Source organism: Rhodoferax sp. GT1R46 (assembly GCF_056521285.1).
This window is the reverse complement of sequence record NZ_JBWMBC010000001.1, coordinates 143,235-158,678: the sequence shown is the minus strand read 5'-3', so window position 1 is coordinate 158,678 and position 15,444 is coordinate 143,235. Positions and strand designations below refer to the sequence as shown.

Here is a 15,444-nt window from a genome sequence, read left to right as displayed (position 1 = left end):
GAAATAGGCCTTGGCGTGCTTGCGCGGCCATTGGCCTTGGTACAGTCAACGCATGACCCAACGCCTCACACCCACAGCCATCGTGCTGCTCATCATCCCGCCTCTGATGTGGTCTGGCAATGCGGTGATCGGGCGCGTCGTCAGTCCGCTCATCTCACCCATGACGCTGAACCTGCTGCGCTGGACGCTGGCCTTTTTGCTGCTGCTTCCACTGGCCGGCCATGTGCTCAAACCGGGCAGCGTGCTGTGGAAGCAATGGCGACGTTTTGCATTGCTGGGCCTGTTCAGCATTGGCGGGTACAACGCATTGCTGTACCTGGCACTCAATACGTCTACACCCATCAACGTCACGCTGGTCGGGGCCAGCACACCGGTGTGGATGTTACTGATCGGTCGCCTCTTCTTCAGGCAAGCCATTTCCGGGCGGCAACTGTTGGGCGCCGTGCTGTCGATAGGCGGCGTGTTGCTCGTACTGTGCCGTGGTCAATGGGCGTTGCTGCAGAACCTGCATCTGGTCACGGGTGACCTGTATGTACTGATAGCCAGTATGGGCTGGGCTTATTACAGCTGGATGCTGGCGCACCCGACGCAGGAGTCAGCGTCGATACGCGCCGATTGGGCGGCATTTTTGCTGGCGCAGATTGTTTTTGGTCTGGTGTGGTCCGCCGCGTTTACCGGCGCAGAGTGGACGCTGACCCGTGCACACATCGATTGGGGCTGGCCGCTGATCGGCGCATTACTTTTCATCGCCGTGGGCCCTGCGGTGATTGCGTACCGGGCCTGGGGTGCCGGAGTTTCCCGCGCCGGGCCTGCCGTGGCGGGCTTCTTCATCAACCTCACGCCCTTGTTCACCGCATTGCTGTCATCGGCCTTTCTGGGCGAAACGCCGCAGCTCTTTCATGCGCTGGCGTTTGTGCTGATTGTCTCTGGCATCGTGCTGTCATCACGCCGCTAGCAGCGCTTCCATCACGGCCACCGGCGCAGGCCGGGCGAACAGGTAACCTTGGTAAAGCTCGCATCCATGCTGGGCCAGTAGCTCTTTCTGCGCAGTGGTTTCCACCCCTTCTGCAATGACCTCCAGCCCCAGATTACGGGCCATGCCGATGATGGTTTGCACAATGACGCTGTCGGTGTGCCGCACCCCCAGATTACGCACAAAGGACTGGTCAATCTTGAGCTGATTCAATGGCAATCGCGTCAGGTAGGCCAAGGAGGAATAGCCGGTTCCGAAATCATCGACCGAGAACTGCACGCCGCGGGTTTTGAGCTGCTCCATCTTGGCAACGCAATCGTCCACGTTATCCAGCACCAAGGATTCGGTCAGCTCCAGCTTGAGCAACCGGGGTCTGATGCCCGTGGCCAGGATCACGTCGGTGACCTGCGCGACGAAGTCAGGCTGGCGAAACTGACGGGCACTCACGTTGACAGACAACTGCAATTCACTGAATCGTTCATCGCCCTGCCAGGCAGCCAACTGCTGACAGGCGGTCCGCAGCACCCACAGGCCCATGGGAATGATCAGTTCTCGCTCTTCCGCCACCGCAATAAATTCTGCGGGCGAAACCAGCCCCCGCTGCGGATGGCGCCACCGCAACAACACTTCAGCGCCGACGATGCGACCCGCAAGCGTGAACTGAGGCTGGTAATGCAGCTCGAATTGACCAAGCGCCAGCGCGGTCTGCAAATCGGCCTCCAGCTGGACGACGTGGCTGATGTCTGCCTGCATTTTCGGATCAAAGAAACACAGGGCATTGCCGCGCTGGGCCTTCACCTGGTACATCGCAATGTCGGCCTGCGTCAGCAACTCTGCCGCGCTCAGCATCGTCTGGTCAACTAGCGTGGCGCCCAGGCTGCAGGTGCTGCGATACGGCTTTGCGTTCAGAGTGTAGGGTTGATTCAAGCTGCGCAATATCTTCTCGCCTATGTGCTGGGCCAATGCAGCGGCGTGCTGGCGCTCGCCGGACAGGTCTTTCAACATGACGACAAACTCATCCCCACCCAGGCGCGCCACCGTGTCGGCATCCCGAACGCAGGTTGTGAGGCGCTCAGCCACCTGTTTCAGGAGCTGATCCCCCACCTCGTGGCCCAGGGTGTCGTTGATGGTCTTGAATTTATCCAGATCCAGAAACAGCAGTGCACCCACACGGCCAGAACGCGCACCCGAAACCATGGCTTGATTGACACGATCCAGAAGCAGGCGGCGATTGGGCAAACCCGTCAGTGGATCGTAAAAGGCCAGACTTTCAATTTCAGCGCTGGCACGGCGGATAGCGGTCACGTCGTGAAAAGTAATCACGCGCCCACCATCGGGTGTGACGCGCTCCGTTATCTGCATGTGGTATCCATCGGGCAACACTTGCTCATGGGCTTTGCCTGCATCCAGCGGCGCCAGCAGCCGACTGTCGACCCAGTGCTGGTGTTCTTCTTCAGTGGCGCCTTGCAGAAGGTGCCTGCCCGTAACCTCCAGAACACGGCGATAGGGCACCATGGGCACCAGCGTCTGTACCAGCCAGGGGAATATCTCCTCAAGCTGGCGATTCCATTGGACCACCCTCTGCTCCGCATCAAGAAGCAGGAATCCGCTGACCATTGATTCCAGCGCCTGATCAAGCGCAGTTTTGGACCGTTGCAGGTCAGCCCGCGCAGTGTTGATACGGTTCAAATAGGTCACGAAAAAACTGCCCGCCAGCAGCACCAAAACCGCAAACACCAGGGTTGCACCCGACACGGCATTGCGTGTGCTGCGCCACCCCTTCAACGCAGATTCACGGGGAATGCTGGCGGAGATCCAGAGATCCTGAAACAAAATAGGCCGACTCACCACCAGGGCGGGAACCTTGCTCAAACGGGCTGTGGCGTTCCACTCTTCATTGGCAGACGCCAGATCGGCCAATGCCGGCGTCAGCATTCCGCCTTCGTGTGACGCACCGGTGGGCATGCCCAACAGCAACTGACCCTTGCCGCGCTCCAGCGTGACTTGCAGTCCGGGAATATCAACGCCCTGCATGACCAGGGAAGTGATCATGTCAACAGGTACCTCTGCAATGGCAAGTAGTTTGGCACCGTCGGCCATCCGGATGTAACGCGCGAAATAGACCACCCGATCGGAACTGGACAAACTGCTGCCTGGTGCGCTGACAATCAGCGTAGACACTGGCTGTGCCAGTGCCTCCTCCATAAATCCCGCGGGCAACACCACATTGGACCGGACATTGGCCGGGTCAGAAGATGCAATCACATGGCCCTGAGAATCCAGCAAGGCGACCAAGCTGACCATTAAATTCAGCCGCTCTGCACTGCGCAGCATTTTGCTGGCTGCATCCACATCAATCCAGTCGATCATGGAACCTGCCAGGGTCAGCGAATCATCTGTTCCAGCGAGCAACACGTCAATCGCCAGCAACGACCGGTTGAGTGCGGACTCGGCACCCGACACAAAGCGCGTCGCCTGGACCCCACTCTCTGCCAGGGCGCTCAACCGGGCATCCCACACCGTATAAGACGCTGCCGCGATGATCGCCGCCAGGAAAGTGCTGACCAGGCCCCAGACCACCCACTTGATGCGAACGCCAGGGGCAAGCTTCATTGGGCGGGCGAAATTGCAATATGGCGGGCCGGGCCGATGGTTTGGCTCCAGACCTCCGCACAGGAGGCGCCACAGCGCTGCAGCCACTTCGGCAATACGGTTGACAGGAATAGTTCCTGGCGCCGACGTTCATCCGAAGGCGGTACCGGGACGATCGCCATCCGGCCCTTGGTCCCGAGTTGGCAATTGGGATATCCACTGTTACAAGCAATTCCCTGCTCCGTGTCGTGGGCGGACTCAGCCCAGATGGACGCTTCCAGCTTGGGCAACTCCCGGCGCAAAAGCGCCCGCAAGTCAGGTGGTACCGCTTCCCATGCGGCCCGATTGGCACCGAAAATGGACAGTCCCCAGGATATGGGCATCGGGTACAGGTGACTGGTCATGGCAGGAAGATCCAGTGTGTTGCCGGACATGGTGCCGGTAATGGCGCACTCAATGTTGCCCTCCCGCAGGCTCGACACGATTTGCGCAAACGGAATATTGATGGGAACACCGCCGAGAGCGCCAACAAAGTCCGCCTGCCCGACAGAGGACACGCGAATGCGACGCCCCGACAGGTCGGCCAGACCGGTGAGCGGTTTTTTGCAAAAAATGACCTGCGCGGGATAGGTGTAGATGGCCAGTACTTCGATTCCGTGCTGGTCTCGCAGGGCCTTCTCCAGATAGGGTCGAAAGGCGGTCAGACTGGTTTTCAAACTCGCCATGTCCGGGTTAAGGCCCGCCAGGTCGGGTGCGGTGTACTGCGGGTACTTGGCCGAGAGGGAACTCATCAGTGTGGTGCCAAAAGGCACCACACCCATCTGCAACAGCCGCAGCATCTCGGGGCCGGGAATACCGGCGCGGTCAAAGGCCACAATATCGGCGCTGAACCGCCCGCCACTGATACGCGCCAGTTCCTTGGACCAGAACGGCTCCTCCCAACGCGTAAATTGGGTCGGTGTTGCAAGCCCACCGACCACCCGCAATTTGTACGGTACTGGCCCGGTTGCCGGCACCGGCACTTGCGCCATCACCGCGCTGGCGTACAGGGCCCAGACCGTGACCGCAAGTGCCGCAAGGCGATAGCGCCGATTTTTCGCCATATGCATGGTGTTCGGGTTGGGGGACCCGTTAATAGGTGCCCGGATAGGCACCGCCATCGGCCAGCACGTTCTGGCCGGTGATATAGCCGGCGTGCACGCTGCACAAAAAGGCGCAGATGGCGCCAAACTCCTGCGGCGTGCCGAAGCGCTTGGCCGGAATGCCCTGGCGACGGGCATCGCGCAGCGCCTCAACCGATTGACCGGTCTTTTGGGAAGTCGTCTGCATCATCGTTTTGATACGGTCGGTGTCAAAAACCCCGGGCAGCAGGTTGTTGATCGTTACGCCCTGGGCCGCGAGCCCACTGCGGGCTAAGCCAGCCACAAAGCCAGTCAGGCCGCTGCGCGCGCCATTGGACAGGCCCAGCACATCAATCGGGGCCTTCACTGAACTGGAGGTGATGTTGACAATGCGCCCAAAGCCACGCGCCGCCATGCCGTCTACCGTGGCCTTGATCAGTTCGATGGGGGTGAGCATGTTCGCATCCACCGCCTTGATCCAGGCTTCGCGATCCCAATCGCGGAAATCTCCAGGAGGGGGGCCGCCTGCGTTGGTGACCACGATGTCAAAGTCGCGGCGCATGGCGAACACCGCTGAGCGCCCTGCCTCGGTGGTGATATCTTGCGCACAAAAAAGGACGCTAGCCCCGATGGAACCTGCGTAGTCCGCTATTAATTGAGTAGCAGAATTCTCCAGCGACTCAGCACCCCGGGCAACGATGAGCACATTGACGCCCTCTTGCACCAGCGCCTGGGCACAGCCCAGGCCCAAACCCCGGCTGGCGCCGCACACCAAAGCCCACTTACCGCGAAGTCCCAAATCCATGTTCTTGCCTCTGTACTGTTGTTGCCGTATCAAACTGTCACAGCGGATGATACGGACTCGCGGTTTTAGCCTGGCCGGTCGCCTGCCTCAGGAACCAGAAACGTCCAGAAAGGACTCTTTGCCCGGAAAGTTCGCCACCATCCACTGGCGGTCCAGCGCAAGCGCAAGAATGACATCCTGCGGCAGTTCATCCACTGCCGCTTGCGGAGCGTGGGGGCTGTCGGCCAGCAGTGCGGCAAGATGAACTGCCGCACCCAGGCCATCAAATGGCGTGGCCACCATGGGATTGCCAGCGCTTTGCAGAGCCTCCACGATGGCCTCCGGAAAATTCCACCGGCGTGCCAGGACCGCGGTAACCTGCCCTTCATCAAAGCCCAGCAGGTGCTGCTCGCGCTCCCAGCGCACATGCGCCCGGTGGGGCAGTGCCTCGATTTCAGCCAACAACTCTGGCGACCGCTGGCCAATCAGCAACTCCCCCAGCCGCAGCATCATGCCAATCAGCCACGCTTGCTGGCCATTCAGCGCCGCACGCTTCGCCAACCATTGGGCGTAGGCGGCGCAGGCCATGCTGGACTTCCAGAACCCGACGCGACTCAATCCCTCGACCACCGGGAAGCTGCCCCGAAAACTGGTGGACAGCGCCAGCGCCCTGACCTGCGACATCCCGAGCACTGCGATCGCCCGATCCAGTGACTCCACTTGGCGGCTGAGACCGAAAGATGCACTGTTGGCCTGACGCAAGAGATTGGCAGTCAGGGCCGGGTCCTGGGCGATGATTTTCTGCACTTCACCAGCGGTAGCGCCTTCTTCGTTCAGCGTGCGAACCAGCGCACGGGCGACCTCGGACATGACGGGAAGGCGTGCAGACTCAAAAAACGCGGCAAGGGTAGGCATCGGTAGATTTTATTTCAGACTCTTGCCCGGCTGCACACAAACACACCAGCAATCACCAGTGCGGTGCCCGCCACCAGCCACGCGGTGAACGGCTCGCCCAGCAACACCACTCCCATGATCATGGTAGACATGGGCCCCACCATGCCGACCTGGGCCGCCAACCCGGAGCCTATGCGCTCAATGGCCATCATCACCATCATTACCGGCACCACGGTGCACAGGGTGGCATTGAGCACCGAGAGCCAGACCACCTCGGGTGCCACCGCCAGCACGGAGTCCAGCGGACGCAGAATCACATACTGCGCAATGCACAGCACGCAGGCCACCGAGGTCGCCAGCCCCACCAGACGCATAGAGCCCAGGCGCTGCACCAGCTCGCCGCTGTAAAACAGGTACAGCGCGTAGCTCACGGCGCTCAGGAACACCAGCACCGCACCCAGCGCCACATGGGCGCCCTGCAGCGTGACCTCATGGCCAAACACCAGCAGTACACCGGCATAGCTGATCGCCATGCCCACGGCCTGGCGCCGCCCGATACGCCGCCTGAACAGCGCCCACCCCAGCATCAGCACCAGCGTGGGGTTGAGATACAGAATCAGCCGCTCCAGCGACGCAGTGATGTACTGCAGCCCGGCAAAGTCCAGAAAGCTCGCCAGGTAATAGCCGGTGACGCCCAGCCAGAGAATGCCCAGCATGTCTTTGCGCGTCAGCGGTGGCGGCTTGCGGCCATTGCGGGTTCGGCTGGCCCACCAGGTCATGCCCAGAAAAAACGGCAGCGCAAACAGCATGCGCAACATGATGAGCGTGACCGCATCCACGCCATGGCGATACGCCAGCTTGACGATGATGGCCTTGCCGCTGAACGCAATGGCACCCAAGGTGGCCAGCAGCAGTCCTGGTGCTATTGATTTGGTAGCTGCTTGCGCAGGTTTTACGGGGGCTAGAGCCACTTTTTACTTAAACTTCCGGTGCAGACATCCCACCCATCAGGAGGTGAGTGTACGGATGTGCGATGACACAATAACCAGCTGAGCCCCATCCATGCGCGCAATGAACTTGCGGCTGACCGAAGCAATGAGTTTCACCGAACCCGACATACCGAGGCGCGCTGACTGCTCAGCCACAAAACCCATTTTGGCCAGCTTGAGCGCCCGCAGGAAGTAGTAGTCCATGCCACTCTCAATGAGCTCTTCCACCAGATCAGCCAGCCGGTCGCGGTGCGCTTCGGGGTTAGAGGCTCCCTCCAGCGCACCCAGTGTTGCGTCGGTTTTGACACGCAGCGCCTCCGAATGGTAGAAGCGCATGAAGGGCTCCGCGGCAACCTTGGCGGGCGACTTGACCGCTGTCTTGGCCGCAGTCTTGGCCGTGGTCTTGGGAGCGGGTTTTGTTGCAGTTTTCGCTGCGGTTTTCGCGGATGAAGCCATTATTTTTCCTCCTGTTTTATGCGTTTGGAAACGCGCTGCACCGCAGTCAAGCCCAGCAACACCAGGGCGCCCGCCACCACGCCCACCAGAGCATTGAGCAACAGGGGCAGCACCGCCTGCACCACGCCGGATGAACCGGCCCTCTCCAGCAGCGCCTGCACCCCGTGGTGCAAAGGCCCCAGCCCGTGCACCAGGATGCCACCGCCCACCAGAAACATGGCGGCCGTACCGACCACCGCCAGGATTCTCATCAACCACGGAGCGGAGTGCACCAAGGCGGTTCCCACAGCTTGCAGCATCCGGGTCCAGAGCCCCGCACCCGGGCGCCGGCTCAGATACAGCCCGGCGTCGTCCAGCTTCACGATACCCGCCACAAAGCCATACACCCCGAACGTCATCACCACCGCAATGCCGCTGAGCACCACCAGCTGGGTGGTCCACGGGCTGTTTTGCACCGTGCCCAGCGTGATGGCAATGATTTCAGCCGACAAAATGAAATCGGTACGAATGGCCCCTTTCACCTTGTCGCGCTCCAGAGCCAACAGGTCCACCGACGGGTCAGCAACCGCCTGCAGCAGGGCCTCTGCATGGGCCTGGTCCTGGTCCTTGCTGTGAAAGAACTTGTGGGCCAGTTTCTCAAAGCCCTCCAGGCAGAGGTAGGCGCCGCCCACCATCAGCAAGGGCGTCACCGCCCAGGGAATGACGATGCTGATCACCAGGGCCGAAGGAACCAGAATGAGCTTGTTCAGCAGCGAGCCCTTGCACACCGCCCACACCACCGGCAGCTCCCGGTCTGCGGTGACACCCGCCACCTGCTGGGCGTTGAGCGCAAGATCGTCTCCCAGCACACCCGCCGTTTTTTGGGCGGCCACTTTGGAGAGAACGGCAACATCGTCCAGAATGGTGGCGATGTCATCTAAAAGGGCGAGTAAGCTGCTTGGCATAAGGTACTAATTTAACAGCCATGCGTATCGACCCTCCGCAAACCTCCCCTGCCCCCACCATGCTGGACGTTGAAGCATCAGGTTTTGGTCGCAATAGTTACCCCATTGAAGTGGGGTTTGTGCTCCCCAATGGCCACGCTTATTGCACCCTGATACGCCCCGAAGCGCACTGGACGCACTGGGATGCACAGGCCGAAGCGACCCACCGCATTCCACGCGCCATTGTTCTGGAGCGCGGCCTCCCGGTGCAGGAAGTGGCCCGCGCGATGAACCTCCAGCTCGGCGGCCAGACGGTGTACTCGGACGGCTGGATCAATGATTACAGCTGGCTGGGGGCCCTTTTTGATGCGGCAGACATGACACCCAGATTCAAGCTGGAGAACCTGCGCGCCTTGCTAAGCGACAGTGAAGCCAACCAGTGGCATGGCATCAAGGCGCAAATTGGCAGTGAGCGTGGCGCGCAACGCCACCGCGCCAGTTCCGACGCCCGTCTGCTGCAACTCACCCTGCAGCGACTGCGGAGTACGATGGTTACCCATCAAAAACCTGATTGAGGAGACCCGCCATGACCATGACCGTTGATGTTGAACTGGGCTATGAGTTTGATGTGAAGGCGCCGGCCAAAGAGGTATTCGAGGTGCTGGCCGATGTGCCCACATCGGCCAGCTTCTACCCGCATGTCGAACAGCTGGTAGATCTGGGCGGCGGAGCCTATCGCTGGGAAATGGAAAAAATCGGCATTGCACAGATCCATCTGCAAACCATCTATGCATCCAAATATGTGTCCAACAAGGCCAAAGGCACTGTCGTCTGGACACCCGTCAAAGGCGAAGGCAACGCGCTGGTGTCAGGCAGCTGGAAGATCACCAGCAACAAAAAGTCCACCAACGTGGTTCTCACGGTGAAAGGTGAACTTACCGTTCCACTGCCTGCCCTGACGAAAATGGTCGTTTCGCCCCTGGTGGAGGCCGAGTTCGAAAGGCTGACCGAGCATTACATCGACAACCTCATCCAGCGCTTTGGTGGCGAGGCTTAAACCACCACTGAGCTGAAATCAGCGTCGAGCACCACCCGGTAGCGGGCTTTGCCTGCGCGCAGGTGGTCCAGCGCATCATTGACCCGGCTCATGGGAAAGTGCTCCACCTGCGGTGCAATACCGTGGCGGGCAGAAAACGCCAGCATTTTGGCCAGTACGGTCGGCGATGGAGTGGGCGAGGCCGAAATACTGCGCTGCCAGGACAGCAAGCCGCCCGTGCGCACCTTCATGGCCTCGGTTACCACGCCCACCATGTGCAACCGGCCCTTGGGAGCCAGTGTGGCCAGCAAGGCATCCCACTCCAGGCTGGCACCGGCTGTCACCAGCAGAAAGTCCAGACTGCCAGCAATGGCCTTGAGCGCATTCACATCCACGCTGGACACCGTGTGGTGCGCGCCCAGCAGCAAGGCCTCTTCGCGTTTGGACGGCGTGGAGGTAAACGCGGTGACCTCGCAGCCCCAGGCCCGGGCAAATTTCACCGCCAGATGCCCCAAACCTCCGATACCGACCACGCCGACCCGGTCGGTGGGCTGGATGCCATGAATCACAAACGGCAAAAAGGCGGTGCCGCCACCACACATCAGCGGCCCGGCGCTCGCCGGGTCCAGGCCCTCTGGCAGGGGCAGACTCCAGCTCCAGTGCGCGCGCACCTTGTCGGCAAAGCCGCCGTGCCGCCCCACGATGGTGGGTTGACGCCGGGCACACAGGTTTTGCTCCCCGCCCATGCAAAAGTTGCAGTGGCAGCAACTGTTGCTGTGCCAGCCCACCCCCACGCGCTGGCCCACGCTGCGACCCTTGGTCTGCGCGCCTACTGCAACAATGGTTCCGATCACCTCATGACCGGGCACCAGCGGATACGCGGCCGGGAACCACTCGCTGTCAACCATGGCCAGGTCGGAGTGGCACACACCGCAGTGTTCCACGGCAATTTCCACGTCCTCTGGGTGCAGGGCACCGGGGTCAAAATCCAGTCGCTCCAAAGCACTGCCCGCCTGTGTAGCTGCCCATCCACGGAAGAGAGTCATGTTGTCCATCCTCAAATAGCGGCGAGGTTACGCCCTTTGGCGCCCCATCGGGGGCGCGGTTGTAACGCCTGCGACTGCGTCAACCCGGCGCATAATCACCGCGGCATTGGACTTGGCCAATGCGCACCTCCCCATTCGCCAGAAAACAAGAGCTATTCACTATGCATCGCGTCGCCATCAGCAGCACCGGCCTATTCACGCCGCCCGAAGTCATTACCAACGAAGAACTGGTAGCCGCATTCAACCAGTACGCAGCGCTGGAAAACGCCCAGTACGCGACCGAGATCGCTGCGGGCACCCATACTGCCCTGACCGACTCCAATGTGGAGTTCATTGAAAAAGCGTCTGGCATCAAGCGCCGCTATGTCATGAACAAGTCCGGCGTGCTGGACCCCCGGCGCATGCGCCCCTCGTTCAAACCGCGCCCGGATACCGAAATTTCCATGATGGCCGAAATCGGCGTCAAAGCCTGCCAGGACGCTCTGGCCGCCGCCGGCAAAACCGCCGCCGATGTAGATGCAGTGATGTGCGCCAGTGCCAACATGCAGCGCGCCTATCCCGCCATGGGCGTGGAGATTCAAACTGCGCTGGGCGTGCAGGGTTATGCGTTTGACATGAACGTGGCCTGCTCATCCGCCACGTTTGCGTTGGAAATGGCGGTAAACGCCGTGCGCACGGGTTCCGCCCGCGCGGTATTGGTAGTTAACCCCGAAATCACGTCCGCTCACCTCGCCTGGAAAGACCGCGACTGCCACTTCATCTTTGGCGACGTATGCACCGCCATCCTGATCGAGCGGCTGGACCTCGCCCCGGCCGGTGCCTTCGAGATCCTGGGCACCCGCCTGCTCAGCACGTTTTCCAACAACATCCGCAACAACGCCGGCTTCATGTCCCGTGCCGAAGACCGCAACCCGGAAGACCGTGATCAACTCTTTCAGCAAGAGGGCCGCAAAGTGTTCAAAGAGGTGTGCCCCATGGCGGCTGAGCATATTTCCGGCCATCTGGCGTCACTGGACCTGGCTCCCGCCGACGTGCGCCGTTTCTGGCTGCACCAGGCCAATCTGTCGATGAACCAGTTTATTGGTCGCAAGCTGCTGGGGCGCGATGCCACGCGGGAAGAAGCACCGGTGATTCTGGATGAGTTCGCCAACACTGCCTCCGCCGGCTCCATCATTGCGTTTCACCGCCACAAGGCCGACTTCCAGCCGGGCGAAGTGGGCGTGATCTGCTCGTTCGGGGCGGGCTACTCCATTGGCAGCGCGGTGGTCAAGAAAATTTGATTACGCTAGGGCGCGTTTCAGGCGAATCTCTTCCACTTTCACATTGCCAATGGGCACCGTCTTGGCGCTGTTCATTTCGCGCTTGAAACCAGCCAGTTCGTGAAAGCGCATCGCACGGTCGTTGGCAATGGGCACCCATACGGTCACGTTGGTGCAACCCTCTTCCAGCAAGCCGTCACGCGCGGCATCCCACAAGGCAAGGCCGGCTCCTAGGCCCCAATAGTCCTGGTCCACGTAAATGTGCCAAATCTCACCCGTGGTGGGGGGCGTGCCTTTGTCGCGCGAACGGTCAAAACCCACAAAGCCGACTATTCTGTCGCCAAGGACCGCCACATGCACCTGGGGCTCTGCGTATTCAATGGCCTCACGCCAGTGGGCCTGGGTCTTTTCCAGGGCGGCGACTGGAACGGGTGCGTCGGGCACGACGGACTTGAAGGCCTCGCACACGGTGGCGTTGTGAAGATCGGCAATGCCTTTGGCATCGCGCAAGGTAGCGGGACGAACCGTAAAAGTAGTCGTGATGGACATGTCTGAGCGTTAACCTGAAGCGAAAATTGGAAAATGGAGTTGGATTGTCGCTGCAAACCGGCCGCAGACCTTTCGCACGGTCAATGCGCACGCTTCTCCGATTCTTCCACCATGCCCCATCACAGCAAGACCTACCGCATCACCGTGGAGCCCGGAAACTGGCAATTCACTGCGAGCGAACCACAGACGGTTCTGCAAGCGGCGCTGCTCGCAGGGCTGAAGTTGCCCAGTTCATGCCGCAATGGCACCTGCCGGACGTGCTTGTGCCGCCTGACGCAGGGGCACATCCGATACCAGATTGAATGGCCGGGCGTGAGCGCAGAAGAGAAGTCGGAAGGGTATTTTTTGCCCTGTGTTTCGCATGCGCAATCGGATCTGGTGATAGAGCAAGCGCTGGCCAAGCCGGGTTCAACTCTTCACGTCACCTAGGGTCAACACTATTGTCTGGCACAGGCATCCCATCAAGAATGGGCACCTCTTTTGACTGGACCCCTCAATGACCGCTCCCATCACCGTATCTCCCGGAGATTTGCCGCTGCAATGCCTGTACCGATGGGAGCGTGAGCGCGGCAACCAGATTTATTTGACCCAGCCGACCGGTGGCGGAGCCGTGAAAGACATCACCTGGAGCGAAGCCGCCGACGAGGTGCGTCGCATGGCGAGCTGGCTGCAGGCGCAAGGATGGCCCGCCGGTAGCCGGGTCGCCATTCTGGGGAAAAACAGTGCCCACTGGATACTGGCTGACCTGGCCATCCTGATGGCGGGCTATGTGTCCATTCCCATCTACCCCACGTTCAATGGCGAAGCGCTGTCCTACATCCTGCAGCACAGCGAGGCGCGCGCCTGCTTTGTCGGCAAAATGGATGACACCAACAATTTGCAGTCGGGTATCCCGTCCGGGGTGCAGCTGATTGCCCTGCCCCTCGCACCCAATATCAATGCGCCACTGTGGAACGATGTGATCGCCAAAAGCGCACCTCTGCAAGGCGCACCTGCGCCGGACATGGATGCGATTTGCACCATCATTTACACCTCCGGCACGACGGGCAAGCCCAAGGGCGTGGTGCATACCTTCCGGTCAATGGCCTGGGGGGTGACCAGCGCCACCAGGCGTGTGCGCATGGATGCCCGCGACCGCTACATTTCCTACCTGCCGCTGGCCCACGTGGCCGAGCGCATGCTCATTGAGCAGGCGTCCCTGCGCTATGGGGGTCATGTTTTTTTTGCAGAAGCACTGGATACTTTCCTACAGGATTTGCAGCGGGCACGCCCCACCATCTTTTTCTCGGTACCCCGTTTGTGGGTCAAGTTTCAGCAGGGTGTTCACGCCAAAATGCCCGCTGAGAAGCTGAAAAAATTGCTCGGCATACCGGGAGTTGGCTGGCTGGTGCGCCGCAAGATTCTCAAGGGCCTTGGGCTCGACAAATGCCGCCTGGCCGCTGGCGGTGCCGCGCCGATGCCGGCGGATGTACTGCAGTGGTATCGCAACCTGGGGCTGGATCTGATTGAGGTCTATGGCATGACGGAGAACTGCGGCGTTTCGCACTCCACACTGCCGGGCTCACGCCAAGTCGGCTCGGTCGGCCTGCCGTACGACGAAGTCGAAAGCCGCATCGCGCCTGCAACCGGCGAAATACAGGTGCGCTGCAAGGCGATGATGCAGGGCTATTACAAAGAGCCCGAGCAAACAGCCGAGGCGATCACAGCCGACGGCTGGTTACGCACCGGTGACAAAGGCAGGATCGACGCAGCCGGTTTTCTCAGCATCACCGGTCGTGTCAAGGACATTTTCAAAACCAGCAAGGGCAAGTACATTGCCCCAGCGCCGATTGAAGACCTGCTGGTGCTGCACCCGGACATCGAAGCGTGTGCCGTCACCGGTGCCAACTTTGTGCAACCCTTTGCATTGGTGATGCTCTCCCAGGATGCGGTAGTGCGATCGGCGACTGCGCAAAGCAAGCGTGAACTGACCGATTCCATTGAGCGCCACCTCAAGGCGGTGAACGGGCGACTCGATTCCCATGAAAAGCTGGACTGCCTGGCCGTCGTCACAACCACCTGGACCCCGGAGAACGGCTTCGTCACCCCTACGCTCAAAGTTAAACGCTCCCGTCTGGAAGAGGCCTATGCCGGCCAGTACGAAACCTGGTTGAGTCAGGGCAAACCGGTGGTGTGGGTTAACCCGTGAGCGGTATGCTTGCGGCATGTCCGCATTGCACCGACGATTTTTCCTCGCCACACTCCTGACCCTGACGCTAGCCGCACCGGATAGCAAGGCGGCCAGTTTTGAAGACACCATGGCACAGCGCACGCTGGCCTGCACCGCCTGCCACGGCGATCAGGGCCGTGCCGGACCGGATGGCTATTACCCCCGGTTGGCTGGCAAGCCAGCGGGCTATCTGTACAACCAATTAGTCAACTTCCGGGACGGCAGGCGCCACTACGCGCTCATGACCGGGCTGATTGACCCGCTCAATGACGCCTATCTGAGAGAGATTGCGGACTATTTCTCTTCGCTTGACTTGCCCTACCCCCAGCCCAAGCCAACCTCCGCGAGCGCAGCAGTATTGGCCCGCGGCGAAGTGCTGGCAAAAAAAGGGGATGCAGCTTCACGGATTCCGGCCTGCGCGCAATGCCATGGCACAGCACTTACGGGCGTGGCACCCAACGTGCCAGGCCTGCTGGGGCTGCCGCGTGACTACCTCAACGCCCAGCTGGGTGGATGGCAAACCGGGCAGCGCCACGCCAGCGCGCCGGACTGCATGGCGCAGGTAGCGAAAAAATTGAGTGATACCGATGTCAATGCCCTCGCGCACTGGTTA

15 protein-coding genes and 1 pseudogene are annotated in these 15,444 nt (G+C 60.7%); 7 read left to right on the top strand and 9 right to left on the bottom strand.

Annotated elements, in window-relative coordinates:
- Positions 1-52: 52 nt before the first annotated feature.
- Positions 53-955, top strand: a complete 903-nt coding sequence (locus AC097W_RS00770; RefSeq protein WP_479600342.1) for a DMT family transporter — start codon at positions 53-55, stop codon at positions 953-955.
- On the opposite strand, the gene AC097W_RS00765 is transcribed toward AC097W_RS00770, so the two are convergent.
- From AC097W_RS00765 to AC097W_RS00735, 7 genes are all read right to left on the bottom strand, one after another.
- Positions 944-3,586 (bottom strand): bifunctional diguanylate cyclase/phosphodiesterase, encoded by a 2,643-nt coding sequence (locus AC097W_RS00765; protein ID WP_479600341.1) that lies wholly within the window; start codon positions 3,584-3,586, stop codon positions 944-946. The genes AC097W_RS00770 and AC097W_RS00765 overlap by 12 nt on opposite strands.
- The gene (locus tag AC097W_RS00760) at positions 3,583-4,668 is read right to left on the bottom strand and encodes a TRAP transporter substrate-binding protein (protein ID WP_479600340.1); all 1,086 of its coding nucleotides are present in this window, start codon (positions 4,666-4,668) and stop codon (positions 3,583-3,585) included. The genes AC097W_RS00765 and AC097W_RS00760 overlap by 4 nt, the downstream gene beginning before the upstream one ends.
- 28 nt (positions 4,669-4,696) lie before the next feature.
- Positions 4,697-5,491, bottom strand: a complete 795-nt coding sequence (locus AC097W_RS00755; protein ID WP_479600339.1) for an SDR family oxidoreductase — start codon at positions 5,489-5,491, stop codon at positions 4,697-4,699.
- Positions 5,492-5,578: 87 nt separating this feature from the next.
- Positions 5,579-6,385 (bottom strand): HDOD domain-containing protein, encoded by an 807-nt coding sequence (locus tag AC097W_RS00750; RefSeq protein WP_479600338.1) that lies wholly within the window; start codon positions 6,383-6,385, stop codon positions 5,579-5,581.
- A 14-nt stretch (positions 6,386-6,399) separates the two neighbouring features.
- Entirely contained in the window at positions 6,400-7,335 is a 936-nt protein-coding gene (locus AC097W_RS00745; RefSeq protein WP_479600337.1) for a DMT family transporter, read from the bottom strand.
- Positions 7,336-7,371: 36 nt separating this feature from the next.
- Entirely contained in the window at positions 7,372-7,809 is a 438-nt protein-coding gene (locus tag AC097W_RS00740) for a hypothetical protein (protein WP_479600336.1), read from the bottom strand.
- Positions 7,809-8,753, bottom strand: coding sequence for a DUF808 domain-containing protein (locus AC097W_RS00735; protein ID WP_479600335.1), 945 nt, complete (start codon positions 8,751-8,753; stop codon positions 7,809-7,811). The genes AC097W_RS00740 and AC097W_RS00735 overlap by 1 nt, the downstream gene beginning before the upstream one ends.
- A 20-nt stretch (positions 8,754-8,773) precedes the next feature.
- Between AC097W_RS00735 and AC097W_RS00730 the strand changes: the two genes are divergently transcribed.
- Complete coding sequence (locus AC097W_RS00730) at positions 8,774-9,307, top strand: hypothetical protein (protein ID WP_479600334.1); 534 nt, start codon at positions 8,774-8,776, stop codon at positions 9,305-9,307.
- Between the two features lie 11 nt (positions 9,308-9,318).
- Positions 9,319-9,789, top strand: coding sequence for an SRPBCC family protein (locus AC097W_RS00725; protein ID WP_479600333.1), 471 nt, complete (start codon positions 9,319-9,321; stop codon positions 9,787-9,789).
- On the opposite strand, the gene ahr is transcribed toward AC097W_RS00725, so the two are convergent.
- On the bottom strand, positions 9,786-10,814 hold the full coding sequence (gene ahr, locus AC097W_RS00720) for an NADPH-dependent aldehyde reductase Ahr (protein WP_479600332.1): 1,029 nt from the start codon (positions 10,812-10,814) through the stop codon (positions 9,786-9,788). The genes AC097W_RS00725 and ahr overlap by 4 nt on opposite strands.
- 161 nt (positions 10,815-10,975) lie before the next feature.
- Here ahr and AC097W_RS00715 point away from each other — a divergent pair, with 161 nt between their 5' ends.
- The gene (locus AC097W_RS00715) at positions 10,976-12,094 is read left to right on the top strand and encodes a beta-ketoacyl-ACP synthase III (protein WP_479600331.1); all 1,119 of its coding nucleotides are present in this window, start codon (positions 10,976-10,978) and stop codon (positions 12,092-12,094) included.
- Here the strand turns inward: AC097W_RS00715 and AC097W_RS00710 are convergent, their stop codons facing one another.
- Positions 12,095-12,622: an N-acetyltransferase family protein gene (locus AC097W_RS00710; RefSeq protein WP_479600330.1), complete on the bottom strand. Its 528-nt coding sequence runs from the start codon at positions 12,620-12,622 to the stop codon at positions 12,095-12,097.
- Between the two features lie 111 nt (positions 12,623-12,733).
- Here AC097W_RS00710 and AC097W_RS00705 point away from each other — a divergent pair, with 111 nt between their 5' ends.
- The 3 genes and pseudogenes from AC097W_RS00705 to AC097W_RS00695 all read left to right on the top strand — a co-directional run.
- Positions 12,734-13,051 (top strand): 2Fe-2S iron-sulfur cluster-binding protein, encoded by a 318-nt coding sequence (locus tag AC097W_RS00705; protein WP_479600329.1) that lies wholly within the window; start codon positions 12,734-12,736, stop codon positions 13,049-13,051.
- Between the two features lie 67 nt (positions 13,052-13,118).
- The gene (locus tag AC097W_RS00700; RefSeq protein ID WP_479600328.1) at positions 13,119-14,810 is read left to right on the top strand and encodes an AMP-binding protein; all 1,692 of its coding nucleotides are present in this window, start codon (positions 13,119-13,121) and stop codon (positions 14,808-14,810) included.
- 16 nt (positions 14,811-14,826) lie between these two features.
- Positions 14,827-15,438, top strand: a pseudogene (locus AC097W_RS00695) (c-type cytochrome); the annotation flags it as partial.
- Between the last annotated feature and the right edge of the window lie 6 nt (positions 15,439-15,444).